Below are 25,726 nucleotides of genomic sequence, written 5' to 3'. Positions count from 1 at the left end.
CGCTTATATACCTTTTTCAGACAAAAAAGCTTGTTTTTTAATCGGACAATATGTTTTTTGTAATGCTATTACTGTGATTTCTGTGATAAATATAAGTTGCGGGAAGATCAATTCTTGAAACCAGAAACTGTTTACTTGCCCTCTCTATAAAATCTGCATCTGAAGCAAAATTTAAATTTTTAAAACCTTCTAATGTATCAAAAACATTTTTTTTAATTGAAAAAGTTCCCCCAGCAGAACATTGATATATATTTACTTTATTTTTAGGGTTCGCTTTATCTGCAACCCAATGATCCCCCAGAACTTTTATACCACCATGAAATATGTCTATCATTGGATTTTCTGTGTGCATCTTCATTCTAAAAGCGACGTGGTTATCAAGTAGCTCATCATCACTTCCTAAAAAAAACAGTATGTTTCCAGTAGCGAATCTGGCACCTGTATTCATTGCTATAGCTGGCCCAGAATTTTCAATGCGTATTATTTTTATATTATTAAACTGATAATAGTTTCCCAATAAAAATGAATAGGTATCATCCGTACTACCATCATCAACAACAATCAGCTCCCAATGTGTATATTTCTGCAGCAATACAGAATTAATTGATCTTTTTAAAAAGTCTTTTCTGTTGAAGGTTGGTAAAACTATGCTAGCTTTCAATTGTTTTTTTAAAGCTTTATCCACTAACTTAAGCATAGTACATTACTAAGCAATTTTTGTTCCAGAAATAATTCAATTATTTTAAATAGATGGTGTTTTTTTAGTAAGCCGGTGCGACAAAATTAGAACGCTTCAAATCGATCACTAAAATCAACCGGGCAGCCTTCTTCATAAAATTGCATAACCATAGGATCCGCCATTAAGCTGTTCTCATCCCAAGCTATTAACTCTATATCTTCCGCTTTTCTGACCCTAGACAGAGCAACATAAGCTTGTCCTGGCTCCCAGAGATTTTCTATCCCCACCCTTATCCTATCTATAGTGGCTCCTTGAATCTTATGAATGGTTGAGGCCCAAGCTAAACTCACTGGAAAGTTTTCTGCAGTTAAAGCAATTTCGGCATCGGCATTTAACAAAGAAAACTTTACCTTTTCCAGTTCAATTGTTTGTCCTTTTTCAGTCAACAAATGAAGCAACTCAGGTTCAGTCTTAACAACTCTGGCAAGCGTACCATTGACATAACGCATTTTTGGATCGTTGATTCGGATCATAACCAGTGCCCCTATTTTAAGCTCTATGATATCTTCAATGGGTAAACTGCGTTTAAAGCTTTCTAAGTAGCGCTCATTACCTTGATAAACTGTTGTAAAAAAACTGCTGCTCGCATCTATTTCATCCAATCTTGCAGCATTGTACGATGCCACTTGATTTTTTCTGGCATATAAGTGTGTCGAAAACTCTTTTGGCTCATGCTCCATCAAACTATCTAAAAATCCGGCTGTTGTTTGTGAAAATGTTCCTTTTCTAATTTGATGTAAGTGCTCTAAAAAATACGCATCTTCACTTCGAATACTTTTATCAAAAACAATTGGCTCAAAACCACTAAACTGCCATACTGGGTGCATAAATGCCCATGGCTTTTGATAAGCTTGAGATACTGGGGGCAGCTGGGCAAAATCACCTACACATATAATTTTTACGCCTCCCCAGGCTTCATCGCTCTCTCTTACAATTCTAGTAATATGTTCTGCTGCAGCCAAAAGCTGCCCAGGGATCATTGAAACTTCATCAATAATAATAACTTTTGCTTTACGTAAGCGCCAGGCCACCCGTTTATTATCTATTGCTCTACCTACTATTTGATCGTGTGTGCCTTGACCTATACCCAAACCAAAATAGCTGTGAAAGGTTCTACCACCAATCAAAATAGCTGCAGCACCCGTACTCCCCAAAACTGCAACTTCTTTTTTTGAGTGCTGTTTTAACAGTTGTCTGATGTAGTGCTTAACAAAAAAACTTTTTCCTGCACCTGCTGGACCAGTAATAAAAAAATTACCTTTCTCTACAATGCTATCCATGGCTATTTGTTGCGCTTCACTTAGCTGAAATGTTTGTTCTTGCTGCATTCACATTCTCTATATCACAAACTAAAATAAAAAAGGGAGCTATGAAGCTCCCTTTTACTAGGACAAGGTGGAAAGTAAGTTTTCCAGATTAATATTTTTAAACAAGCTCAAATAAAGTAAAGTTGCGTGCTAAATCACGTAAGTCTTTGACTTTTTCCATATCAATACCCGTCAAGCTTGATAACTCTTCTAAGGAAGTTTGTCTCAACATAGTGATTGAAGGCACACCAATAGAGAACAAACGCTTGATATCTTGGTCTTTTACTTTTTTACTTTTCTTAAGTGTTCTGTAGAAAGCCAATACATTTAAAACTGCCGTTGAGTGTCCTCGATAATTTAAACCAAAATCTTTTTTAACCAAAGCAAAGGCAAAAATTAAACTCTTACTTTCAGACGCTTTGATTTTCTTTTGTTTAACCGCCAAAATACTTTTGACCACTTTGTTAAAGTCACGCAAGGATTTTGCATGTTGAGGTAGACCCACTTTTTTAGTTTTTACACTTAAAGGTTCTACAATTAAGGTAATCACTTCAAGCAATTCCTTAGAGCTAATCCCTTGCCGAATAGCCTTTAAATATCTGGAAATAGGTTTTAAATGGTCTTTAGCCAGTGAGATATAAGTCTGCTGCATGGGTCCAACTTCAAGAGCACCTGACTTGGCTGTTTTTCTAGCAAAGGCGGATTTTCTTTTTTTGGTTTTCCCAACTTTTCTTTTAACTGGCGTTGGATCCATTTGAATTTCTTCAAAGGCAACATCCAACTCATTAAAAAAAGCGTCTGTACTGAGATCTTCATCCGTAATAGGGGGTACAATCTGGGTTTGGGTAGATGATGTTTTATTTTTCAAAATAATATCTCCTTGAAAGGCTGTGCAAATTGATCTTTCGACATACTCAAAAAACAACTTTACATGCGAACTATTCTAGTGCGGTATAATGTAATGTAGTGCAACTGCTTTTGTCAACAATAAAAACAAAAAACTGATTAAAATCATTTAAAAAACAAGTAGATAGTTAACTAAACAGAAAACACTCGGCCCACCATAGTTTTACCAGCGTCAATGATGCAAGCATTAAGTTAAGACTTTTGAAACTCAGCCCTTGCTTCGAATAAGTAACATCTGCCACAAGGTAGACAGTATACGGGGTTTCTGCATTGCTTTTGACACACCCGCGATTCTTGGACTTAAGAGAATTTTAACCTCTTGCAAGATATACCCTGCTTTTTGTACTTTTACAGGCAACTCTAAGTTAAAAAGAAATGTGTTTGAATAGAGTTTTAACTGCTGGTAAACGGATTTTTTAAGTAAATAAATTCCTTGGTTTTTTGGGTCTTGACCTAAGATAAGTGTTGTTAAACCATGAAAAACCCAGCTAATGACCTTTCTTTTTAACGTATACTTTCTGTTTTTATACTTTGTGGTCACACAGTCTACTTTACTTGACTCAAGTACAGTGAACATTTTATTCAGCTCAATCGGTTTGATTTGACCATCAGCAGGAAAAAATGTCAGCCACTCATATTGAGCCCGAGAAAATCCTTTTTCCAATGCCGCTCCCATGCCAGAATTTTTCTCAAGGTGCACTAACTCAATCCATTGAGGGTACTGCTCGCGTAAACTTTGCATAATTTTTGGCGTTGCATCGTTTGATCCATCGTTAACAATAATGACTTCATACTGTTTTACGTGCGCTTGCAAATAATGCATAAGCTGATTAATAAAAATCTCTAACACAGCTTGTTCATTGTACGCCGTTACAACAATGCTTAAGGATTGCTGAAAAGTAATTTGATTCATGATGTTTAGCTTGCCAGCCAATTAAAGTCATGTCACGTTATTGTCATGAGAAAGTTTAAAAGTTATGGTACTGGTGATGGCTTAGTTAATGTAGACTTAGAGAAAAACAATATTATTGTTGAGGATGGCTGTCGTTTTTTTCATCCAGAAAACATAGAATTAAACTCAAACATTTATTTTGGCCATGATTGTTATATTCATGCCTACCACAATGGAAAACTTGTTATTGGAAACAATGTTTGGATAGGTCCAAGCTGCTATATTCATGCTGCAGGTCAAATTTATATTGGAGAAAATGTTGGCATAGGTGCCTACTGCAAGCTTATCACATCCAGCCATGAACTTTCCTTAGAATACAGCTCCATACTTAATGCTCCTCTTAATTTTAAAAAAATAAGCATTGAAGATGGTGTTGATATCGGTGTAGGAAGCGTTATCTTGCCTGGAGTAACCTTACATCGCGGTGCTCAAATAGGAGCAAATTCTGTTGTAACCAAAGATGTAGAGGAAAATAGCATCGTAGCGGGTAATCCAGCAAAAAAAATACGCTACCGTTAATTATTTTTAGCCCTGACTGTAAAGGTTTTAAAAAACATAACTGCCCAAGCAAAAAGCCAAAGACTGCCCCCTATAGGAGTTACAGCTCCAAAAAATTTATATTGAGTTAAGACCAGTGCATACAATGACCCACAAAAAATAATACTGCCAAAAGCAAAGCCTTTTGCTACTATATTTAATTGCAGTTTGTAGGCTTGCATAACAAGTATCACCAAGATTAAGGCTAAACCATGAAAAAACTGATACCTTACAGATGTTTCAAAAACTTTTAAATAATACTCAGTAATATTATCTTTTAAAGCATGCGCAGCAAATGCTCCTAGAGCCACTGACAAAAAACACTGAATAATACCCCATCTTAACCAAAACATTTTAAAACAGTATTCAAAGCATAAAAAAAATCAAGCTATTCACTCGCTGTTATTGTTTTTTATACTCAAAATTTTTAATTTTATATTGAGCTTTATCTCAGGCTATGATCGTATGGTCAGCCATGCTATTGTTAAGAAAAGTTCTATTTATTTTGGCAATCTATTTTTTATTTTATTACCTTAAAAAAATTTTTCTAGAAAGTAACAAAACTGGCATCAGTGCCTCTCAAAATGACATCAATGCTGCATACAGAGATCTTAATCTTCAACCCAATGCGTCTTTAGAAGAGGTAAAAAGCCAGTACAGAACATTATCAAAACAATACCACCCAGATACCAATGTCAAAAAAAAACAAAATGCTGAAAAAATGCAAAACCTCAATGCTGCATATGCTCTTCTCAAAAAACACCTAAAAAATACATAAAAATCAATGCCTAAATCATTTGATTTATTTTCATTTTAGTACTGTGCTGTTAGAATAGAAGACTAACACATGGCAAGCACACATCAAAAACCCGAAAGCCTTTTACAAAAAGATCTTCCAGACTATCAAATTAAAAAGATTTTGGGCAGTGGCTCAACCGCAACCGTTTATCTTGCTAATCAAATCTCACTCAATCGGGAAGTGGCCATTAAACGCTTTTCTCCTGAGAGTTATGGAGAAAACGTTGACCTCAGTGCCCGTTTTAATCGTGAAGCCGCAATTTGGGCGCACTTGAGCCATGAAAACCTTGTGCATCTTTACGACTACATAAAAACCAAAAAAGCTCAGTATATTGTTCTTGAATACTGCCATGGTTTAGACTTAAGAGATTTAATGGACAAATCTGTTCGAATTCCCCAAGACATTAGTGTATGTATTATATATCAAATTGCTTGTGCTTTGGAATACCTGCACAATTACAACATCATTCATAGAGATATTAAGCCGGCCAATATTTTTGTTCGCAGTGATGGCAACATAAAGTTAATGGACTTTGGCGTTTCATTTTGTGCTGATCTAGAGTCCTTTACCATTCCAGGGAGTATCATGGGTACCCCGGCCTACATGTCCCCAGAGCAAGCTTTGGGTAAAGATAATATAGATTCTAGAGTTGATATTTATTCCTTAGGGGTTGTTTGGTTTGAATTACTTGAAGGACTTAAGCCTTTTAAATCTGGTACTTTAGAGAAGCTTCTTAAAGAAGTTGCGCAAGGAAAGCATCAAAAGTTATCACGTAGATTTTCTTGGTCTCAACGTAACCTCATTCATCAGTGCATGAAAAAAGATCCAAACCAACGACCAGAATCTGCCAAGAAAGTAAGAAGTTGGTGTGAACGCTATTTTAAGAAAAACAATATCTCTAACGCTAAAATACACCTTCAAAACTACCTATTAAAAGAAGGACACGTTAAAGAGGTTAAACGATTATTTCCCAATGAGTTGATTCAAGAGCTTTCTTCACCAGAAAAATCTTTGCATCTCTATAAAACCAAGATCATTAATTACAATAACTCAAAAAAATCATTTTTTGCCCTACTTCTTCTTGCGTTTTTATGTGTTGGCTCAGCCATAGCCTATATGTGGTTCTTTCAATATGAAACCCTCGTAGATTTCAAGGAAAACCATGTCCTACCCACCTTTTTAAAACTAAAAGAGTTGGCCCAGTCTTTGATCTTAAAATACAAATGATTCTAATTATCATTATTACTTAATGTTTTCATAGACTTAGATATATTTTTGCGCATGTCTTCTTGACATAAAAGTTCTTTAATAGTACCTGTCGGGTACGATTATGATTCAACTGAGTAAACAAGCTGATTATGGCATGGTCATCATGGCCTACCTTGCAAAAAACCATGTGCAAGGCGCTTTATCAGCAACAAAAATTGCGTCAGAAACGCACATATCAACGCCGATGACCGCAAAAGTTCTTAAAATTTTAAGTCATCAAGGCCTTGTATCTTCAACTCAAGGCAATAAAGGTGGTTACTTTCTGCTGCGCAATGCCGAAGATATCTCTTTAATAGAAATCCTTGAAGCTTTAGATAATCCGGTTACCTTGACTGAATGTTCAGTTGATGATGCATCAACCTGCACTATTCATGCTGACTGTTTCATTAAACCGCACTGGAAAGTGATCAATCAAAGTCTAAGAGAAACACTTGCAAAATTAAAATTGGATGACTTGTTAAAAAAATCTTTGGTTATACCTGAATACAAGCTTCAGGAAAAAAACCATGACCAACAATCAGAACTCCCAATGAATAAGGAGTTTTAAAGGAAGTTTTATGTCTAATGATAATGCCCAAATAAAAGAACTAACCCAATCTCAATACAAGTACGGTTTCTCGTCTGATATCGCCGCAAACTCTTTTGATCCAGGCCTTGATGAAGAGACCATAGCCAAATTATCTGCCATAAAAAAAGAACCTCAATTTTTATTGGATTGGCGTCTCAAGGCTTTTGAACATTGGAAAACATTAACGGTTCCCTCTTGGCAAAATTTAAAGATCCCCGAAATTAATTATCAAGACATTGTGTATTACTCTGCCCCTAAGTCAAATGATGAAAAACCACAAAGCTTGGATGAAGTGGATCCAGAGCTTTTAGAAATGTATGAAAAACTCGGAATTCCTCTACATGAACGCGCAGCATTGGCCGGGGTTGCCAATGCAAACGTTGCTGTTGATGCTGTTTTTGACAGTGTTTCAGTTGCAACAACGTATAAGAAAGAACTGGCTGAAAAAGGAATTATTTTCTGCTCTTTTTCTGAAGCGGCCCAAGATCACCCTGAACTTATAAAACAATATTTAGGAACCGTTGTTCCTTATACAGATAATTATTACGCTGCTTTGAACTCGGCTGTTTTCTCTGATGGTTCATTTGTATATATACCCAAGGGTGTTCGCTGTCCCATGGAACTGTCTACTTACTTTAGAATTAATGCCATGAATACCGGGCAGTTTGAACGAACCTTAATTATTGCTGATGATGACTCTTATGTCAGTTATCTTGAAGGCTGTACTGCTCCCATGCGTGATGAAAATCAGTTGCATGCTGCGGTTGTTGAGTTGGTTGCCAAAGAAAGGTCCGAAATAAAATATTCTACCGTACAGAACTGGTACCCTGGGGATAAAAACGGTAAAGGCGGCATTTATAATTTTGTAACCAAACGAGGGATTTGTGCTGGTGAAGCTTCAAAAATTTCATGGACGCAAGTAGAAACAGGCTCTGCCATCACGTGGAAATACCCAAGCTGTATATTAAAAGGCAAAAACTCCGTGGGTGAGTTTTACTCAGTTGCCGTAACCAACAATTACCAACAAGCCGATACTGGAACCAAAATGATTCACCTTGGTGAAAACAGCAAAAGCACCATCATTTCTAAAGGTATTTCAGCAGGCAAAAGTCACAATTCCTACAGGGGCTTGGTTAAAGTTATGAAAAATGCCAAAAATGCAAGAAACTACTCTCAATGTGACTCTTTACTCCTTGGTGATGAGTGTGGTGCTCACACTTTCCCTTATTTAGAAACCAAAAACTCAAGTACACAAGTTGAACATGAAGCCACCACCGCAAAAATTGGGGAAGATCAATTGTTTTATTGTCAACAAAGAGGTTTAGATGGCGAACAAGCCGTTAAAATGATTGTCCATGGGTTTTGTGAGTCCGTATTTAAAGAGCTCCCTATGGAGTTTGCTGTAGAAGCAAAAAAACTTTTAGAAGTTAGTTTAGAAGGAAGCGTAGGATAACATTATATTTTTGAGGAAAAGCAATGATTAAAATTAATAATTTACATGTAGAAGTTGAAGGTAAACACATTTTAAAAGGGATTAACCTAGAGATAAAACCTGGAGAAGTCCATGCTATTATGGGACCCAATGGTTCAGGAAAAAGTACCTTGTCTTATGTTTTAGCTGGCAAAGATGGCTACGAGATAACCCAAGGCAGTATTGAATACAAAGGACAAAACATCAATGATCTAGCGCCAGAAGAACGGGCGTGGCTGGGTATTTTCTTAGCATTTCAATACCCCGTTGCTATTGCAGGTATTAAAAATACTGTTTTTTTAAGAACCTGTCTCAATGCTAAATTGAAAGCACAAGGCAAAGAAGAACTCAATGCTGCAGACTTTTTAAAAGTTCTCAAAAGCAAAACTGAATTACTTGATTTGCCTAAAGACTTGTTAAACCGCTCGGTCAATGATGGTTTCTCTGGTGGTGAAAAAAAACGCAATGAGATTTTACAAATGGCCATGCTCGAACCAGACTTTGCTGTTTTAGATGAAACAGACTCAGGCCTAGATATTGACGCCTTAAAAGTGGTCGCTCAAGGTGTTAATAGTTTAAAATCCAAAGACAGAAGTATGCTGGTGATCACACATTACCAGCGTTTGTTGGACTATATTGTCCCTGACGTGGTTCACGTTTTAGCCAATGGTAAAATCATAAAAACCGGCGATAAATCTCTGGCCTTAGAGCTAGAAGAAAAAGGTTATGCTTGGTTAACCCAAGACAGTAGCAAAACGGTTTCTCTTCCTGGAGTATAACGTGACAATAATTGATCAATATAAACAAAAAGAGGCTTTAACCATCCATCAAGAACAGGCATGGTTAAAATTTATGGAACAGGGCTTTCCTAATAAAAAAATTGAAGCCTTTAAATACAATAAACTATCGCAAAATGATTACCAAGCTTTTAATTATCTGGTTGATAAGGAAGATTCTTTACAGACTGATCCATTGTATAAGCCAGACTACCCCGTTCATGCGCACTTGATCAATGGTCAACTTAAAATTAATAATACTCATAATAAAGATCAACTAAAACTTGGGCAAACTCATCAAGACCAAGAACAAGATATTGCATGTAAAAATGAACAACAAACAACCCATACATGGAACACGCTTCATGACATCAATCGTGTTTTTTCAAGGCAAGGTTACCAAATTGATGTCATGCCTAACACGAATGTAGAGGAAACTCTGGTCATTCAGCACTCTGTTAATGGCAATAGGATTGCAATCAATAATAGAAACAAAATCAATGTTGGTAAAAATAGCAAGGTTACTATTGTAGAGTTTTTTTCTGGTCAAGTCGCTCAAGATAATTACTTTCAAAACCAAACCTTAAGCATTCACTGTGATGACAATGCTCATCTCACGCTGATTCGTATTCAAGACGATGTACAACAAGCCATTCATCAGAGTAGTATTGATGTTTTTCAAAACAAAAACAGTACAAGCAACATTATTAATTTTTCTCTTGGCGCTTATCGCTCTAGATTAGATGCTTCTGTTCAACTGCTGCAAGACAACGCTCAAACCAATTTGTCAGGCTTATATTTTGCAAAAAACAAGCAGTTTCATGATCACTACACCAATATCTACCATGGTCATGCTAATACATTTAGCTCTGAATTATTTAAAGGTATTTTAAATGATACGGCGGAAGCTGCTTTTGCTGGAAAAATTTATGTAGAAAAAGATGCTCAAAAAATAGAATCTAAACAAATGAATCGTAATCTGATGTTATCGGACGATGCCTCATCATACTCAGTCCCACAGCTTGAAATTTTTGCCGATGATGTAAAATGTGCCCATGGTTCCACTGTGGGTGAACTTGACCTGGAACAGTTATTTTACTTACGTTCACGGGGTTTTTCAGAATATGATGCTAAACTAGCACTTATTCAAGCCTATGCAAATGAAGTCACAGAGCAGTGTAAAGTAGACTTCGTTCAAAGCTATATTAACACGTACTTACTGGATAACCTTTTTAAAAAAGCTTGATTTCCCATGCAAAGAACAGTTGATAAAAAAACATTTGATGTTGAGCAAGTTAGAAAAGACTTTCCCATTCTTAATCAAAGCATCAATTCAAAACCTTTGGTCTATCTAGATAACGCTGCTTCAACACAAAAACCTCAGCACATGATTGATCAATTGTGTCACTTTTTAAAACATGATTATGCCAATGTCCACCGGGGTATTCATAGCTTAAGTCAACGTTCTACAGTATTGTTAGAAGCTACTCGTAAAAAAATTCAAAACTTGATTAATGCTCAATCTGAAAATGAAATTATTTTTCTCAGAGGTGTAACGGAAGCCAGTAATTTATTGGCCCATGTTTTAGCTACAAAAATCAATCCTGGGGATGAAATCATCCTGACTGAAATGGAACATCACTCTAATATTGTTCCTTGGCAAATGCTTGCTCAGGCCAACAAAGCTACAATCAGAGTAATTCCTATTAATGATTTAGGTGAGTTGGATATGGACATATATAAAACATTGCTTAATGATAAAACCAAGTTGCTTGTTTTTTCTCATATATCCAATGCCTTAGGGACCATTAATCCTATTGATGCGATGATTGACCTTGCCCACCAATACAATGCGCTAACTGTTGTAGATGCAGCACAAAGTATTGCTCATAAAAAAATAAACGTTCAAGAGATAAATTGTGATTTTTTGATGTTTTCAGCGCATAAACTTTATGGCCCTACAGGGTTTGGAGCACTGTATGGCAAAGAAGACCTTTTAAACACGCTCCCCCCCTTCCATGGAGGTGGAGAAATGATTGATCACGTTACCCCATTAGAATCAACTTATAAAAACGCTCCAGCACGCTTTGAAGCTGGTACGCCCAATATCATGGGAGCCATTGCTTTTTCTGCTTCCTTAGATTATTTTAATCAATACAATCTCCAGACTATAGAAGCGCATGAACAAAGCCTATTGAATTCAGCTCAAGAGCAAATTAAAAAAATCTCAGGGATAAAAGTTATAGGACAAGCAGAACATAAAGCATCGATTTTATCTTTTTATCATCAAGACATTCATGCCAATGATATTGCCATGCTCCTGGATCAAATGGGAATTGCAGTAAGGTCTGGACACCACTGCGCCCAACCGATCATGGATCATTTTAAAATTTCTTCAACCTGTAGAGCCTCATTTGCCATGTACAATACGCATGAAGAAGTTGATTATTTTATCAATGCATTGAACAAATCTATTAAAATGTTAGGATAACGATGAATAACCCACTTAATATAAGTTTTAGCGACCTTGCCAAAGAAAAAGTATGCGCATTTATTGAAGCGTCAAATAAAGAGACCATGGTCTTGCGTATCCAAATCACAGAAACCTTAATTGACAAGTTCAAGTATTATTTTTCTCTTGAAGAAGCTCATCAAAAAAAACCTGATGATGTCGTTATACAATTCAAGAACTTTAGCACTTATATTGATGCAAAGAGTGCTCAAAATTTACACGGTGCAAAAGTTGATTGGAAACAACAGGATAATATGGAAGGTTTTGCCATTGAAAACCCCAACAAACCAAAACTCCCTTCTAATAATGAAGAACTTGAACAATTGATTGTTGAGGAGTTAAAAACTGTTTACGATCCTGAAATTCCAGTCAACGTCTATGACCTAGGTCTAATTTACAATATCAGCCTTGATAAAGACAATATTGCCACCATCACCATGACACTCACCACGCCTAATTGTCCAGCTGCTGAAACCTTACCGGCTGAAATAGAACAAAAAGCAAAAGGCGTCCCAACTGTAAAAGATGTTAAAATTGATCTAACTTGGGAACCTCCCTGGCATAAGGATATGATCAGTGAAGCTGCTAAATTAGAGCTTGGTTTAATGTAGTTTTAGCAAACAATATGTTCATGTTCAGTTCACTTTGTTTTACTAAATTAATTGATAAATTTAGATACAAGGAGAAATGATGAATAAAATATATTTAACTTTAGGTTTTTTACTGGTCGTGGCAAATTTAAGCTCATGTGCTGGTTATAAAGATGTTCGACCGGGTCTCAATAACTTGCATAAAGTTTCAGTCAAAGCTGAATCAAAACAGCAAGGAGCACAAAATGCCCTTAAGCAAGCTAAGCGTTATTGCAAAAAGAAAGAGAAAAAAGGCTACGCGGTTGTCTCTGAAAAACAAGAGTATACTGGTGAAATGGACGAAACAAGCTATAATACTGCCAAAAAAGTAAGTAAGGCTGCTGAAATTGTTGGTGTAGGTATTTTTACTACAAGTGATAGTTCATCCGGTGAAAACACTGGGAAAGTTGTTGGTATGAGTGGTGTTGCAACCGACACTATATTAGGTGAAAATTACTTGGTTACTATGGAATTTAAATGCCAATAAATTTAAACTCATTCAAAAAAAGACATACTTCCATAGTACGGTATGTCTTTTAGTCTGTAATTATCTTATTTAATGCCTATGACGTAAGCAATCCATGAAGCACAATTTTCAGCATCTTCATGCTGCGAGTAAACACCGCTGCCCTCACCGTCCTCATCGTCCTCTTCCCAATAAACAACAACATCCTTAAAGCCTGCCTCTAACATTAAGTCTTTTAATTCTGGGATACTCCACATACGCCAATCATAGGTAAATGCTCTTTTAAGCTTTTTCTTATTTTTAAATTTATAATGAATCGAGTACCGTGTTTCTCGACTTATAGGATTATACTCTTCTTGCTCCCATATATAGGTTATTTCTTCTTTGCTTCTGGGAACTTTAAATGTTCGTTCTTCATAATCATCATCTTCTGACTGCGTTCCCCCCAAAACATCAACACAAATAAACCCTTTATCATTGAGAACACCTAAAGCCTGTTTCAAGTAAGCCAATAGTTTCAAACGCTCTTTAAAAAAGAAAATTGAAAAATTAGACACCGTGACCATGTCAACTTTTGGGTCATTCACTTTCATCACATCATTTTGAACAATACGCAAACGGCTTTGCTCAGTAGAAGAAAGTGTATCAAAATGTTTTTTTTTGCCATAGTCGAGAACATCTTTAGAGATATCAACAGCTATGGCTGTATTATCTTTATGCTGTTTAACCCATGTAGCGGCATTCCAAAAAGTTGCACAAAAATCTTCGCGCATACTGCGCGCTGGTTTTCCAATCAACTCTTGACTTGCTTGTTGCCAAAAATCAACTTCAGCCTGAGGGTCCTGTACTGAAGCTTCATACAATTCATATTTGCTATACATTGTTATTCATCAACACTAATTACTTTATTGCCTCTTGACGAATGGCTTCAATTTCTTCAACTTCTTTAGGAACACCTGCAGTTAAATTTTCATGCCCATCAGCAGTAATCAATATATCATCCTCAATTCTCACACCTATTCCTTTATATTGTTCAGGATAAGAATCATCTTCAGGGTTAAAATATAAACCCGGCTCAACTGTTAAAAACATACCATCTTGTAGAGATCTAGAATTTCCCTTTTCATCTGAATACATACCAACATCGTGAATATCTACGCCTAACCAATGTCCTATATTATGTGGAAAAAATTTTTTTATAGTCATTTTTTCTAAATTTTCTTCTAAACTTCCTTGCAAAATCCCCAAGTCTATTAAACCTTGAGTCATGACTTCACATGAAATTTTGTAATTATTTTCATACGGCACGCCTGGCTTTAAAGCAGAAATCGTCGCTTTTTGTGCTTTTAACACCACCTCATAAATTTCTTTTTGTTCTTGGCTAAATTTTCCTGAGACTGGAAATGTTCTGGTAATATCAGCAGAGTAATAGTCATGTTCACCACCAGCATCAACCAAACATAAATCACCCGCTTTAAGCTCATTACTGTTTCTGACATAATGTAAACAGGTTGCATTGGCACCGCTAGCAACAATACTTGAATATCCTGTTCTGCTACAACCATTCATCTTTATTGTGTATTCAAAAATAGCTTCCACTTGTCTTTCAGTTATTCCAGGCTTAGCTTGACTTAAAATTGCATTATGTCCAGCAACAGAAGCTTTGCAAGCATGTTTTATTTTTTCAATTTCTTCGGCTTTTTTAATCACTCTAAGCTCACCCAAGACTTCAACTGGATCTTTTAAAGTTAACAAACCCTTTCCACTTCTGCCTTGCACTTTGCGTAGATTTTCTAAAGCAGTAAAAACTCTTTTATCAAAATATTCATCTTTGCCGTAACTATAATATACATGCTGATGTCCGGATAATACCTTTGGCAACTCATGCTCTAAGTCAGACAAATGATAAACTTCATCAGCAGAAAATATCTCTTTAATTCTTTTTAAGCCATAACGCTCACCATCCCACAACTCTTTTTTAGGATCTCTATCTTGGGCAAAAACAATAAATTTATGCTGATTTTTAGTTTTGACAATAACAATGCACGCATCTGCTTCATCAAACCCTGATAAATAATAAAAACTACTGTCCTGACGGTAAAGATAATTAATCACGGCCCCCTTACCCTCTTGAACCGATGGAAATACAAAAACACCTTCATCAATAGAATCAACCAGTTGCTGACGGCGCTGCTTAAAATACTTTGGAATATTCGTATTTAACATGTACTTTTCATACTGCATAAAACTAAAAACGACAAACTTATCTCGTCATTTTGATCAAATGCGCGTACAAAGAGGCGTGTACTTTATTCACTCAGGTATATTTTGGAAAATTATATCCGTGTTTCTTTTTGTGATAACCTCAACTTGCATCAAGTTAGCAAGTGATGAAGCCAATCATTTTCAGGCGGTTTTTTTTCGCTCCATCATTCCAATTCCTATTCTTTATGCTATTGCCAAGCATCAAGGCCTGTCTTTATGGGGAACCAAGCGCAAATTACTTTTTTTACGCGGTTTATATGGCGCTATTCAATTGCAGTTTTTCATTTTTGCTGTCATGAACTTGCCATTGGGTGACGTTATGGTTCTGGTCTCGACATCTCCTTTGTTTGTGGCATTTTTATCCCCTTGGATTGCTCAAGAAAAATCGCATTCTTTTGTTTTTTGGATGATTCCTTTTTTCTTACTAGGTTTAAGTTTAATTATAAAACCAAGCCTTAGCTTTAATTTAATTCCTTCTCTTTCTGCTTTAAGTACAGCAATTGGTGTTGCAATCATATCTCTTGTCATTAGAAAGCTCAGACAAAGCGACAACCCGCTCACCATCGTTTTTTATTTTGTTTTTTTCTCTACGCTTTTCACATTACCAACAGCTCTATACTACTGGAACCCCTTATCAACAAGGGTTTGGATATACTTATGCCTATCAGGTATATCTGCATTATTTGCACAAATCTCCATGACTTACGCTTTAAGACTTGAAAAAGCCAGTACATTAGCATTATTCAGCTACACTAGCCCTGTATTTGGCTATTTCTTTGGAATAACTATTTTCAAGGACAGACCCGATGTATGGGCTTTGCTTGGAGCATCGATTATTATTGCTTGCGGTGTATTTACTGCAAAAGTCAATGCTAGAAAATCCAAATCAAGCAATATAAACCAAAAAGCTTAAAACTTTATATCCTTATTTTTTTGTAAAATTGAAATAAATGCTCTTGCAGCAAATGAGGTATGGGTTTTTCCTTTAATATGAACTGCTCGTAATTTTTTTTGGATCGCCTTAATCTCACTAACTTCTACGTCTACTAAACGTTTTGAACGAACTTCACTTTCTATACACATACTGGGTACCATCGCAACAGCCTGTTTCATTTCTACAAACTGCTTGATTGCTTCTACCGTAGGTAACTCAACATCTATATTGAGCGGAACTCCTTTTTTTTCAAATAAACTGATAATCTGATCTCTAAAACTTGCTCTTACAAAATGGGCTGCAAATGTTTCACCCGCTAAATCTTTAATGTTAACTTTTTTCTTTTTTGCAAACTTATGTGACGGGTAAACAACCAATGACAAATGATCTTCATAAACAATAGGAGCTGATAGATGAGGATCTTTAGGGTCATAGCCTATAATACCCAAGTCTATGTTTCTCTTCATGATTTCATCCGGTATCATCCGAGATTTAAACCGCAACACCTCAACTTTTATATCTGGGAACTGTTTTCTGTATTCTATAATGTGTGGGAGTAAAAATATGGCTCCTGTTTCGTTAGAACCTATGCGTATGATACCTCGCTTTAAACTTTTCAGCTCTTCAACCGCAGGTATAACTTGATTTCTTAAGTTTAGTAACTCTCTAGCATATTCATATAAAATACGCCCTATGTCTGTTAAGATCGGTTCTTTGCTGGCTCGGTCAAAAACAGCTCCTCCCATTTCTTCTTCTAATCTTCTAATTGCTAAACTTACAGCGGGCTGTGTTCTAAAGATTTTTTTTGCTGCTCGGGAAAAACTTTTTTCTTGTGTTACAACCACAAATACTTCTAAATCGTGAAACTCCATACTCTTAATATAAATAAAATTTATTCAATGTTCAAGAATATTAATTTGATTTCAATTATTTATTTTTATATAAGATTTCTAGATTTTAGGCCCATTTTTGTAGGGGAAAGCATAGGTGCCTGTTTCAAAAGTCCGCAATAGTTGCATCTTGATATATTTAAAGATAATTGAAAGACATGAATAAAGTAGATAAGCTATCTCAGTCTTGCCTTCTCATTTTAACTGCTATTGCCTTAACTTTTTCGCTTGCTTATGTAAAAAATATTGCAGTTCCTTTTGTCATCTCGGTATTCATGTACGCTGTCTTTTTGCCGATAACAATCTTTTTGCAAAAAAAAGCCAAATTATCTAGAGATTTTTCAATTTTAATTACCATGCTGGGTTTCTTGGTCTTTGCATCTATGTTGGTTGTATTTATTGTTCAATCTTTACAAGCTTTTGCTCAAAATGCATGGCAATATCAAAACAAAGTGATTGAATCTTTAAGTTTCTTACAGAGCATTGCAAAAAAATGGAGCATCAATCTCAATATAGACTCTATAGAGTCTATGCTGCAAAACATACCTGTTTTTGATTTAATCGCTAATGTAAGTGGTGAACTGTTAAATATTCTTGGTAACGCTGCACTTATTGTTATTTTCGTTTTGTTTTTATTTTTTGGAACACAAAAAAACACATTCAGATCAAAAACAATTGACCTTATGCAAAAGCAAGTATCGCAATACAGTATTGCAAAATTTTTTATATCTCTTGGAACAGCTGTTTCTCAGGGAATTTTACTGAGCGTATTGAATGTTGAAATGGTATTAATGTTTTCCGTATTAACGTTTTTACTCAATTTTATTCCAAACATTGGTTCAATCATAGCCGTATTATTGCCTCTACCTTTGGCCATTTTACAGTTTGGCTTTACTTTTCCCTTCTACATTTTACTGATCATTAGCATTGCCATACAAATGCTTTGGGGAAATATTCTTGAACCAAAATTACTGGGTCAAACTTTAGGTTTTCATCCAGTAACTATACTTTTGTGCTTACTTTTTTGGGGTTTGGTATGGGGAATCCCAGGCATGTTTTTAGCGGTGCCCATGACCTCTATATTAAAAATCATTCTTGAACAAATTGATGCCACAAAAAAAATTGCAAAGCTTCTTGAAGGTCAACTCAGTTATCAAGATGAACCCCTTTAAAAGCCAATCATGACAGAGTATTTCATAAAAGATCGATTATTATTTTTACTTTTTATTACAACAGTAAGCTTTGTTGCTTGTTACACTCTAACTAAAATAATTCTTTATATTTCTCATAGGTTTCAGTTCCTTGATCTTCCTGAAGAAAGAAGAGTCCATACCCAACCCACACCAAGACTTGGTGGAGTGGCTTTTATATGTACCTTTTTCATTGGAACTGTCCTATTATTATATTTAAAACCCAAAGTTTACCAAGTCTTTACAAGCTCTCCATTATTTCTTTCAATTTATGTAGGTATTAGTTTAACGTTCACATTGGGCCTTGTTGATGATCTTAAAAACTTAAAAGCTAAACACAAACTTTTTTTTCAAATTGCCATTGCTGGTTTGGTATTTTTACTTGGATTTAAAATAAGGTATATTGCCTTAAGCGCAAGCTACACCATTGATCTCAATCATTTTTCATTGCCTATTACTGTTATATTCTTGGTTGGTTTACAAAATGCTTTTAATTTCATTGATGGTATAGATGGCCTGGCTGCGGGTGTTGCTTGGATTACTTTAGCATCCATTGCAGTTTTATCTTTTTTCATCTCTTTACCCATTTTAGGTTGGTTGAGTTTAATTCTTATTGCAAGTCTAAGCGCTTTTTTAGTTTTTAATTGGTCACCAGCAAAAATATTTATGGGAGACAGTGGAAGTCTTAGCTTAGGCTTCATTCTAGCAAGTTTTTCTCAATTTCCCGGAAGCTCACAAAGTGTACCCTACCCTATCTATGTAGTTTTTTTATTTTTGAGCCTCCCTATTTTAGATACTGGCATCGCTTTGACTAGGCGAGCAATAAAACACATTGATAACTTTTACTTTAGACCTTACTCTTTAAAACAGTCTTGGTCTTTTATGAAGCAACTTTTTAAGAAAATCATGAAGCCTGATGGTGACCATATCCACCATAGACTATTGCGTCGGTACTTATCACATAAAAAAGTAGCCCTCACTTGCTACAAGTTGGCATTTTTTGGGAGTTTGTGCGCCTGTTTATGCACTCAAGCTCCAACTTTTATTGCTTGGCTAATTACTATATCTTATTGCTTTTTTATTTTTCAATTTTTGATTTCTTTAGAATACGATGCATTTCAAGCAAAAAAACATCGCCAAGACTTGCAAGAAAGTCAATGGCAAAAAGCCTTACAATCATTTGATTCTTCAAACTCTTCTTGAATGAAAATTCCAAGCAGATTTCAAAATATCATTTAAATTTTTATTAGGCTGCCAATTAAGTTTATTTTTTGCTCGATTTATATCAGCAAATAATTCTGCTGGATCACCAAGTCTTGGCGGTAAAAAATTAACATTAATTTTTTTCTGTATTATTTTTTCAAAACTGTTGATGATTTCTAATAAGGAGTACCCCTTACCCGACCCTAAATTACAAATCAAAGATTCTTTATTATTGTTTAAATGGTTCATTGCTAAAAAGTGTGCTTCACATAAATCTTCAACATGAACATAGTCTCTAACACAAGTTCCATCTTTTGTTTTATAGTCTGAACCAAAAACAGACAAAGAATCTTGATTTAAAGCAACTTTACATAGGTTGGGTATAAAATGTGTTTCTGGGTCATGAACTTCCCCACCATTAAAACGTTCAATTTCACCCGCAGCATTAAAAAAACGAAAAATAACATAAGATAGTTTATTTTTCTTTGCCAAATCTTTTAAAATCATCTCAAAAACCAATTTGCTCATACCATAACTGTTGATAGGGTTTTGAGAATGACTTTCTAACATAGGAACTTGCTTTGATTCACCGTAACTGGCACCACTGGAACTAAAAATAATACTACGACAGTTGTGTCTGAGCATTGCATCGGTTAACTTAATACTGTTTTCAATATTGTTTTTGTAATACAAAACTGGATTACTTTCACTTTCATGAACAAGGGCACTGGCCGCCAAATGAATAACCAAAGCTGGTTTTTCGTTAACAAAGCATTCATCTAATTTTTCTTCATTAGACAAGCTAGCATGATATAGTTTAAAGCTACGTATATGTTCTTTATGACCGGTTGATAAATCATCATAAATAACCGGCTCATAGCCTTTTTCTCTTAAATATTGTGCAACATAAGCCCCCACATAGCCTGCTCCACCTGTAATCAGCACTTTTTTCATCTTTATTTTACCCAGGTTTTATCTTTAGTGTTAAAATTTAAGCCGTACTTTGAACATTACATAACATACAATCAGCCTTTAATTTTAGAGTTTTGCTATTCATACCTTAATGCTTGTATTGGAGATAAGTTAGCAGCCTTTTTTGCGGGGTACCAGCCAAAAAACACGCCAACACACATTGAAAAGCCAAACGCTAAAATGATCATGTATGCTTTAAAAACGATTTCCCAATTAAATAAATACTCTACAACCATACCAACTATATAGGCACCGCTAACACCAATAAAACCTCCCATCATACTAATCAATATGGATTCTATTAAAAACTGTTTTAAGATATCACTTTTTCTTGCACCTACCGCTTTCCTTAAACCTATTTCTCTTGTTCTTTCTGTCACTGAAACCAGCATAATATTCATAATTCCAATACCACCCACAATCAACGATATTAAAGCAATAACAATAATTAAGATCAAAAAGTTTTTTGATATGCTATCAATGGTTTTTCTTATTTCACCAAAGTTCTTAATTTTAAAATCATTTTCAACTTCGTCTGGTAATCTATGGTTCTGACGTAAAATTCTTGTCACTTCCGCCATTGCAGCATCAATCTTGTCTGTACTGGATGCCTCCACAAAAAGGTGGCGATACTGTTTTCTTCCATATATCCTATTGATTAGTGTTTGTTCTGGCATATAGACAACATCATCAATGTCACCGGTAAAACTACTGCCTTTTTTTGGCAATAAACCAATCACCTTATATTTACTCCCATTAATATCGATTGACCTTCCAACAGGGTTAATATCTTCTTTAAAAATGTTGCTATAAACTGTATCACCTAAAACACAGACTTTGGCCTGCTTGCTATTTTCATAATCAGTAAAAAATCGACCATACCTAACCTGAAGATTCCTCATCTTTTCAAATGATGAGCTTACGCCCATCAATTTTGTTGTGTAACTGTAGCCTTGGTAAGTGATCACTCCTTCAGTATCTCTTGTACCAGCTGCATACTTTATACTATCTGAACTTTGTATAGCCTTTTCTATGCTTTCTAAGTCTGTTGGATTTATTTTTGTAATTGTTCTTTGGTGTGATTGACTACCTTTGACCTTGGGCCATGAGGTTGATACTCTAAACATATTTGAGCCCATTTGTTTCAACTCTTCTTCAACGGATTTTTTTGCACCATCGCCTATGGCAAGCATTGAAGTTACTGAAAAAACGCCTATGATAATGCCCAACATCGTTAAAAAGGTTCTCACTTTATTTCTTAACAGTGACTGCAAGGACATTTTTGTGACTTGCAACCATAAACTTGGATTAATTTTTTTTGAAGAGTTTGCTTCAAAATCATTTTGCTTTTTATTTGAATATTTTTTTTCTTGTGATTTACTTTTTGTATCTTCAACAATTTTTCCATCAACAATTTTTATAATTCTATCAGCACGTTTTGCTAAATCACCTGAGTGCGTAATAATCACCAATGTAATACCTGACTGATGCATTCTTTCTAACTCTTTAATAATCTCTATAGCTTGTTTTTGCGGTAAATTTCCTGTTGGTTCATCAGCAAAAACCACTTGCGGTTTGTTAACCAAAGATCTTGCAATAGCAACACGTTGCTGCTGTCCTCCTGAAAGCTGAGCAGGAGTATTAGCAAAGTGATTTTCCAATCCCAACTGAGTTAATATTTCTTTAACCCACGTCTGATCTTTTTGCCCACTATAGATCATAGGCAGCGCTGCATTTTCAACTGATGAAATTCTTGGAAGCAAATTGAACATTTGAAAAATAAAACCAATAGTTTTTGATCTTAAAAAGGTTAGTTCATCATCTCCTAAGACCGAAACGTCTTGTTCATCAAAATAATAATCTCCTGAACTTGGACTATCTAACAAACCTAAAATTTGTAATAAGGTTGACTTTCCAGAACCTGATGGTCCAACAATGGCTACATACTCGCCTTTTTCTATTTCAAGATCAATTTCATCTAAAGCCTTAAACGGTTCAACTTCTTTACTTTGTTGATATATCTTGGATATTTTTTTGAGACGTATCAGTGCCATACTATTTACTTAAAAAAATTAAGAATACTCTTTTTCTTCTTTGCCTCTGTTTTAAACGCTCTAACTTTAACCTCTTCACCTTTTTTTAAACCGTCAACAACATGCACTTTATCTCCATATATGTTTCCTAACTTTATCTGACGTAAACTGTTGTCTTTCATTTTTACAGACACAGTCCTATTTGACATACTATTCACTGCAGCTGCATCAATAGAAGTGGCCTCTTCAACCTTGTTAATGGGTATTTTAATGGTCACAGACATTCCAGATCTAATGGTAAAGTTTTTATTTTTAATATCATCTTCATCAAAGAACACTTCTATGGGATAAACGCTAACATTTCTGATTTTAGTTGCTGTTTGAGCTATTCTTTTTAATTCACCAAAAAAGCTTTGCTCATCATCAGCATCAAAATAAATTTCAACATCACTATTAATCTTTACTTTTGAGATATCTATTTCATCAATATTTGCTCTTACAATTTGACGATCTGATATTCTTGCAATCTCATTAACTACGGTATCTCCAGGCCTTGTAACAACTTCAAGCACATCTCCTGTTATTGGTGAAAATATTTTCGTTGGAAGTATTTGTTCCCTCCAATATTTTTTTTCCTCCAAACTTTCATTGGCTGCCATATCTAAAATTTGAACTCGTTTATCTGAGCTCATGATAGCAATAACTTGCCCTTTACGCACACGATCCCCTTCTTCAATAAAAAGTTTTTCTAATCTTCCTTTAGAAGGTGCTGTAACACTAACACTATTTCTTGGCTCAACCGTTCCATTGGTTTCAATATAGTTAACCAACGTTTCTTGACTAGATTCATAATAAACAAACTTTTCAACTTGATTTTGCTGCTCAGTTCGCTGACATGAACAGAGCAAAAATAAAGTTATGGTACACAAGAAACTAATTATTTTTAAATTCATCTTCTGTTACTCCCAAAGCTAATAATAATTTTGCATACTCTACTTGTAAAAACTGTAAAGCCTGAATCCACTGACTTTCTGCAGCTCTTAGCTCCTTTTGGGCGCTATCCCATTGCACATAAGGCACCAAACCTTCTCTATATTGCTTCTTAAATAGTTTATATTTATTGTTCATCGACTCTAAATTTATTTTTGCAACATCTAGATTTTTTAAAGCCCATTGGTAGTTAGATATTTTCTGCTCTATATTTTGCTCTTGTTGTTGCTGTTTTTGTTCAAGCAATCTTTGAGATTGTCTAAATTTAACTTTTGCATTTTGTGCAGCTTTTTTGTAACGACCCGACTCAAAAATTGGGACAGAAAAATTGATACCCGCGTACCAAAAAGGAAAAACTTGAGAATCATCTGTATCGGCAATAATAAAATCCGTTCTAAATAACAAGGATGGTAAACGATCCGCCTTTGCAACTTTATGATTTAATTTTGCAATATCTGAATCTTGCTGTGCCATTCTTAATTCAGGATGTTTTCCTAAATATTTTTTGATATCAATGGTTTCTATATTTTTTGGAACTGAAAAATGTTCTTCACTGATGGCATCAATGGATTGAACTTCCTCCTGACCAATCATTTGTCTCAGACTGAAAAGTGCTTTTTTTGCTTCTTGTTGAGATTGTATTAAGTTTGCTTCACTTTCTAAAATGTTTTTTTGTGAGCTTTGAAATACCCATACATACTCTTGTCCACCTTTATATCGCAAACGTATGTAACGACTATTATTCTTAGCCCTTTGTAAAGACCTTTTAGCTAACTCAATATTTTTTTTAGCATAAACAGCATTAGCAAAAACTTGCCTCAACTGAGACTCTTGCTCTGCCTGGTTTAGGCCATACAAAGTTCTTTGCTTATTGATATTAATACGTGATTGCTTGATTGTATTTTTTATTTTACCTCCTTGATACAAAGACCAAGTGAGCCTGGGACCCAAAAAAGACCTAAAACCTAAAGATGCATCTTCTTGTAAAAAACGCTCAGCAGCTCCTCTTAAAGATACAATTGGATAAAGTTGCGAAAGCGGTTTTGATAGATCATTTCTTGCAATATTAATATTTTCAAAACTTGTTTTTAACTTATAGTTATTGTCATTAAGACTTTCTTTAGCTTGTTCCCAAGTTAAAGCAAAAGAAATTTGTCCAATAAACAACACTCCAAAAAAAACAAAACTCTGCTTTTTATGTTGAAGAAACTTTTTTTGAATGTTTTTGCGCTCAAACATTTGCCGGCTATTTATACCAGAAAGTGCTTGAAAACTTAAATTACAAACGTACTTACGCTATAGTATTTTTCATGAATACACATACAGCAGAAACCTTGGTCTGCGGAACGGGTTATTGGGGTAAAAACCATGTCAGAAACTTTTATGAGCTCAATGCCCTGTTTGGCATCTATGACCATGATGAAAAAAGAGCAGAAAAATTAGCTCAAACCTATCCTTGCCAGATATTTAAAAGCTACCAAGACGCTCTAAACCACCCGCAAGTAAGCAATGTTGTCATTGCCTCCCCCGCTGAGAGCCATTATGAATTAGCTAAACAGGCTATATTAGCCAAAAAACATGTTTTGGTTGAAAAACCACTTTCATTAGAAGTTTCCCATGCCCAGGAATTGATTGAACTTGCAAAACAATCCAAAGTAACCTTAATGGTTGGACATCTCTTAAAGTATCACCCATGCATCAAAACTCTCAAAAAACTGCTAGATGAAGGTGTATTGGGCAAACTTGAATATGTTTACTCCAATCGTCTCAATTTAGGTAAAATACGAACCAAGGAAAATATTTTATGGTCTTTTGCACCTCACGATATTTCTCTTATGCTTTGGTTTACCCAAAGCATGCCACTGCAGGTGAATGTTATGGGCGGAAGTTATTTACAGCCCAATATTGCAGACACCACCATATCTTCCTTTGTTTTTCCCGGTGGTATTAGAGGCCATATTTATGTAAGTTGGCTCCACCCTTTCAAAGAACAACGATTGGTTCTTGTTGGTCAAAAAAAGATGGTAGTCTTTGATGATGCCGCTCAAGCCGAACAAAAGCTGGTCTTGTATGATAAAAGCGTGGATTTCATTCAAGGAGAGTATGTTACGCAAAAGCCCAAAGGCGAAGCCCTTGCTTATGACCAGTCTGTAGAACCCTTAAAAGAAGAATGCTTGCATTTTTTAAAGTGCATTGAACATAAAACCAAACCTTTAACCGATGGCCATGAAGGCCTTAATGTTTTAAAAGTTTTGCACAGTTGTCAGAACTCTTTAGAGATGAATGGACAAGCTGTGCAAGTTAAGGTTTAATGATTA

The 25,726-nt window shown here is 35.3% G+C and carries 26 protein-coding genes; 14 read left to right on the top strand and 12 right to left on the bottom strand.

The features are described from left to right. Window positions 1-37: 37 nt before the first annotated feature. From MRY82_09205 to MRY82_09190, 4 genes are all read right to left on the bottom strand, one after another. Window positions 38-697, bottom strand: coding sequence for a glycosyltransferase (locus MRY82_09205; GenBank protein MCI5073099.1), 660 nt, complete (start codon window positions 695-697; stop codon window positions 38-40). Window positions 698-783: 86 nt separating this feature from the next. After that, on the bottom strand, window positions 784-2,067 hold the full coding sequence (locus MRY82_09200) for a DEAD/DEAH box helicase (protein ID MCI5073098.1): 1,284 nt from the start codon (window positions 2,065-2,067) through the stop codon (window positions 784-786). Window positions 2,068-2,164: 97 nt separating this feature from the next. Further along, a complete protein-coding gene (locus MRY82_09195; GenBank protein MCI5073097.1) occupies window positions 2,165-2,914 on the bottom strand; it encodes a hypothetical protein in 750 nt (249 codons plus the stop codon). Between the two features lie 246 nt (window positions 2,915-3,160). Then, window positions 3,161-3,865: a glycosyltransferase family 2 protein gene (locus MRY82_09190; protein MCI5073096.1), complete on the bottom strand. Its 705-nt coding sequence runs from the start codon at window positions 3,863-3,865 to the stop codon at window positions 3,161-3,163. Window positions 3,866-3,910: 45 nt separating this feature from the next. Between MRY82_09190 and MRY82_09185 the strand changes: the two genes are divergently transcribed. After that, window positions 3,911-4,423, top strand: coding sequence for an acyltransferase (locus MRY82_09185; protein ID MCI5073095.1), 513 nt, complete (start codon window positions 3,911-3,913; stop codon window positions 4,421-4,423). Here the strand turns inward: MRY82_09185 and MRY82_09180 are convergent. Continuing rightward, window positions 4,420-4,794, bottom strand: coding sequence for a DUF423 domain-containing protein (locus MRY82_09180; protein ID MCI5073094.1), 375 nt, complete (start codon window positions 4,792-4,794; stop codon window positions 4,420-4,422). The genes MRY82_09185 and MRY82_09180 overlap by 4 nt on opposite strands. 104 nt (window positions 4,795-4,898) lie before the next feature. On the opposite strand from MRY82_09180, the gene MRY82_09175 reads away from it, so the two are divergent. The 9 genes from MRY82_09175 (at window position 4,899) to MRY82_09135 (ending at window position 12,952) form a co-directional block, all read left to right on the top strand. Next, complete coding sequence (locus tag MRY82_09175) at window positions 4,899-5,219, top strand: J domain-containing protein (GenBank protein ID MCI5073093.1); 321 nt, start codon at window positions 4,899-4,901, stop codon at window positions 5,217-5,219. Window positions 5,220-5,288: 69 nt separating this feature from the next. Further along, the gene (locus MRY82_09170) at window positions 5,289-6,467 is read left to right on the top strand and encodes a serine/threonine protein kinase (protein ID MCI5073092.1); all 1,179 of its coding nucleotides are present in this window, start codon (window positions 5,289-5,291) and stop codon (window positions 6,465-6,467) included. A gap of 103 nt (window positions 6,468-6,570) precedes the next feature. Then, window positions 6,571-7,056 carry an SUF system Fe-S cluster assembly regulator gene (locus tag MRY82_09165; GenBank protein ID MCI5073091.1) on the top strand — a complete coding sequence of 162 codons (486 nt, stop codon included), beginning with the start codon at window positions 6,571-6,573 and terminating at the stop codon, window positions 7,054-7,056. A 10-nt stretch (window positions 7,057-7,066) separates the two neighbouring features. Continuing rightward, a complete protein-coding gene (gene sufB, locus MRY82_09160) occupies window positions 7,067-8,530 on the top strand; it encodes a Fe-S cluster assembly protein SufB (GenBank protein ID MCI5073090.1) in 1,464 nt (487 codons plus the stop codon). 23 nt (window positions 8,531-8,553) lie between these two features. After that, window positions 8,554-9,327 (top strand): Fe-S cluster assembly ATPase SufC, encoded by a 774-nt coding sequence (gene sufC / locus MRY82_09155; GenBank protein ID MCI5073089.1) that lies wholly within the window; start codon window positions 8,554-8,556, stop codon window positions 9,325-9,327. Between the two features lies 1 nt (window position 9,328). Beyond that, complete coding sequence (gene sufD, locus MRY82_09150) at window positions 9,329-10,570, top strand: Fe-S cluster assembly protein SufD (GenBank protein MCI5073088.1); 1,242 nt, start codon at window positions 9,329-9,331, stop codon at window positions 10,568-10,570. A gap of 6 nt (window positions 10,571-10,576) precedes the next feature. Further along, window positions 10,577-11,815, top strand: a complete 1,239-nt coding sequence (locus MRY82_09145; protein ID MCI5073087.1) for a SufS family cysteine desulfurase — start codon at window positions 10,577-10,579, stop codon at window positions 11,813-11,815. 2 nt (window positions 11,816-11,817) lie between these two features. After that, window positions 11,818-12,447, top strand: a complete 630-nt coding sequence (locus MRY82_09140; protein ID MCI5073086.1) for an iron-sulfur cluster assembly protein — start codon at window positions 11,818-11,820, stop codon at window positions 12,445-12,447. 76 nt (window positions 12,448-12,523) lie between these two features. Then, window positions 12,524-12,952, top strand: a complete 429-nt coding sequence (locus MRY82_09135; protein MCI5073085.1) for a hypothetical protein — start codon at window positions 12,524-12,526, stop codon at window positions 12,950-12,952. Window positions 12,953-13,017: 65 nt separating this feature from the next. Here MRY82_09135 and MRY82_09130 read toward each other — a convergent pair whose 3' ends face one another. Together MRY82_09130 and MRY82_09125 are read right to left on the bottom strand one after the other, a co-directional pair. Further along, complete coding sequence (locus MRY82_09130; GenBank protein ID MCI5073084.1) at window positions 13,018-13,812, bottom strand: class I SAM-dependent methyltransferase; 795 nt, start codon at window positions 13,810-13,812, stop codon at window positions 13,018-13,020. 19 nt (window positions 13,813-13,831) lie between these two features. Then, on the bottom strand, window positions 13,832-15,157 hold the full coding sequence (locus MRY82_09125; protein MCI5073083.1) for an aminopeptidase P N-terminal domain-containing protein: 1,326 nt from the start codon (window positions 15,155-15,157) through the stop codon (window positions 13,832-13,834). 58 nt (window positions 15,158-15,215) lie between these two features. Between MRY82_09125 and MRY82_09120 the strand changes: the two genes are divergently transcribed. Further along, window positions 15,216-16,109: a DMT family transporter gene (locus MRY82_09120; protein ID MCI5073082.1), complete on the top strand. Its 894-nt coding sequence runs from the start codon at window positions 15,216-15,218 to the stop codon at window positions 16,107-16,109. On the opposite strand, the gene MRY82_09115 is transcribed toward MRY82_09120, so the two are convergent. Beyond that, a complete protein-coding gene (locus MRY82_09115; protein ID MCI5073081.1) occupies window positions 16,106-17,002 on the bottom strand; it encodes a LysR family transcriptional regulator in 897 nt (298 codons plus the stop codon). The genes MRY82_09120 and MRY82_09115 overlap by 4 nt on opposite strands. Window positions 17,003-17,178: 176 nt before the next feature. Here MRY82_09115 and MRY82_09110 point away from each other — a divergent pair, with 176 nt between their 5' ends. Then, window positions 17,179-18,192 carry an AI-2E family transporter gene (locus MRY82_09110; GenBank protein MCI5073080.1) on the top strand — a complete coding sequence of 338 codons (1,014 nt, stop codon included), beginning with the start codon at window positions 17,179-17,181 and terminating at the stop codon, window positions 18,190-18,192. A 9-nt stretch (window positions 18,193-18,201) separates the two neighbouring features. Then, the gene (locus tag MRY82_09105) at window positions 18,202-19,413 is read left to right on the top strand and encodes an undecaprenyl/decaprenyl-phosphate alpha-N-acetylglucosaminyl 1-phosphate transferase (protein ID MCI5073079.1); all 1,212 of its coding nucleotides are present in this window, start codon (window positions 18,202-18,204) and stop codon (window positions 19,411-19,413) included. Here the strand turns inward: MRY82_09105 and galE are convergent. From galE to MRY82_09085, 4 genes are all read right to left on the bottom strand, one after another. Continuing rightward, entirely contained in the window at window positions 19,399-20,367 is a 969-nt protein-coding gene (gene galE, locus MRY82_09100; GenBank protein ID MCI5073078.1) for a UDP-glucose 4-epimerase GalE, read from the bottom strand. The genes MRY82_09105 and galE overlap by 15 nt on opposite strands. Window positions 20,368-20,462: 95 nt before the next feature. Further along, window positions 20,463-22,439, bottom strand: coding sequence for an ABC transporter permease (locus MRY82_09095; protein ID MCI5073077.1), 1,977 nt, complete (start codon window positions 22,437-22,439; stop codon window positions 20,463-20,465). Between the two features lie 5 nt (window positions 22,440-22,444). Further along, window positions 22,445-23,371 (bottom strand): HlyD family efflux transporter periplasmic adaptor subunit, encoded by a 927-nt coding sequence (locus MRY82_09090; protein MCI5073076.1) that lies wholly within the window; start codon window positions 23,369-23,371, stop codon window positions 22,445-22,447. Next, window positions 23,352-24,647, bottom strand: a complete 1,296-nt coding sequence (locus tag MRY82_09085; GenBank protein MCI5073075.1) for a TolC family protein — start codon at window positions 24,645-24,647, stop codon at window positions 23,352-23,354. Before MRY82_09085 ends, MRY82_09090 begins: the two co-directional genes overlap by 20 nt. Window positions 24,648-24,718: 71 nt before the next feature. Between MRY82_09085 and MRY82_09080 the strand changes: the two genes are divergently transcribed. Then, on the top strand, window positions 24,719-25,720 hold the full coding sequence (locus MRY82_09080; protein MCI5073074.1) for a Gfo/Idh/MocA family oxidoreductase: 1,002 nt from the start codon (window positions 24,719-24,721) through the stop codon (window positions 25,718-25,720). Window positions 25,721-25,726: the final 6 nt, after the last annotated feature.

This window comes from bacterium (assembly GCA_022763185.1).
In the GTDB taxonomy this organism is placed as follows: domain Bacteria; phylum Bdellovibrionota_G; class JALEGL01; order JALEGL01; family JALEGL01; genus JALEGL01.
This window is presented reverse-complemented; position numbering and strand designations above follow the sequence as displayed.

Coding starts and splice junctions, on each gene's coding strand:
- MRY82_09205 (MCI5073099.1), bottom strand. CDS start 697: ATGCTTAAGTTAGTGGATAAAGCTTTAAAAAAACAATTGAAAGCTAGC.
- MRY82_09200 (MCI5073098.1), bottom strand. CDS start 2,067: ATGCAGCAAGAACAAACATTTCAGCTAAGTGAAGCGCAACAAATAGCC.
- MRY82_09190 (MCI5073096.1), bottom strand. CDS start 3,865: ATGAATCAAATTACTTTTCAGCAATCCTTAAGCATTGTTGTAACGGCG.
- MRY82_09185 (MCI5073095.1), top strand. CDS start 3,911: ATGAGAAAGTTTAAAAGTTATGGTACTGGTGATGGCTTAGTTAATGTA.
- MRY82_09180 (MCI5073094.1), bottom strand. CDS start 4,794: ATGTTTTGGTTAAGATGGGGTATTATTCAGTGTTTTTTGTCAGTGGCT.
- MRY82_09175 (MCI5073093.1), top strand. CDS start 4,899: ATGATCGTATGGTCAGCCATGCTATTGTTAAGAAAAGTTCTATTTATT.
- MRY82_09170 (MCI5073092.1), top strand. CDS start 5,289: ATGGCAAGCACACATCAAAAACCCGAAAGCCTTTTACAAAAAGATCTT.
- MRY82_09165 (MCI5073091.1), top strand. CDS start 6,571: ATGATTCAACTGAGTAAACAAGCTGATTATGGCATGGTCATCATGGCC.
- sufB (MCI5073090.1), top strand. CDS start 7,067: ATGTCTAATGATAATGCCCAAATAAAAGAACTAACCCAATCTCAATAC.
- sufC (MCI5073089.1), top strand. CDS start 8,554: ATGATTAAAATTAATAATTTACATGTAGAAGTTGAAGGTAAACACATT.
- MRY82_09145 (MCI5073087.1), top strand. CDS start 10,577: ATGCAAAGAACAGTTGATAAAAAAACATTTGATGTTGAGCAAGTTAGA.
- MRY82_09140 (MCI5073086.1), top strand. CDS start 11,818: ATGAATAACCCACTTAATATAAGTTTTAGCGACCTTGCCAAAGAAAAA.
- MRY82_09135 (MCI5073085.1), top strand. CDS start 12,524: ATGATGAATAAAATATATTTAACTTTAGGTTTTTTACTGGTCGTGGCA.
- MRY82_09130 (MCI5073084.1), bottom strand. CDS start 13,812: ATGTATAGCAAATATGAATTGTATGAAGCTTCAGTACAGGACCCTCAG.
- MRY82_09125 (MCI5073083.1), bottom strand. CDS start 15,157: ATGTTAAATACGAATATTCCAAAGTATTTTAAGCAGCGCCGTCAGCAA.
- MRY82_09120 (MCI5073082.1), top strand. CDS start 15,216: ATGCGCGTACAAAGAGGCGTGTACTTTATTCACTCAGGTATATTTTGG.
- MRY82_09115 (MCI5073081.1), bottom strand. CDS start 17,002: ATGGAGTTTCACGATTTAGAAGTATTTGTGGTTGTAACACAAGAAAAA.
- MRY82_09110 (MCI5073080.1), top strand. CDS start 17,179: ATGAATAAAGTAGATAAGCTATCTCAGTCTTGCCTTCTCATTTTAACT.
- MRY82_09105 (MCI5073079.1), top strand. CDS start 18,202: ATGACAGAGTATTTCATAAAAGATCGATTATTATTTTTACTTTTTATT.
- galE (MCI5073078.1), bottom strand. CDS start 20,367: ATGAAAAAAGTGCTGATTACAGGTGGAGCAGGCTATGTGGGGGCTTAT.
- MRY82_09095 (MCI5073077.1), bottom strand. CDS start 22,439: ATGGCACTGATACGTCTCAAAAAAATATCCAAGATATATCAACAAAGT.
- MRY82_09090 (MCI5073076.1), bottom strand. CDS start 23,371: ATGAATTTAAAAATAATTAGTTTCTTGTGTACCATAACTTTATTTTTG.
- MRY82_09085 (MCI5073075.1), bottom strand. CDS start 24,647: ATGTTTGAGCGCAAAAACATTCAAAAAAAGTTTCTTCAACATAAAAAG.
- MRY82_09080 (MCI5073074.1), top strand. CDS start 24,719: ATGAATACACATACAGCAGAAACCTTGGTCTGCGGAACGGGTTATTGG.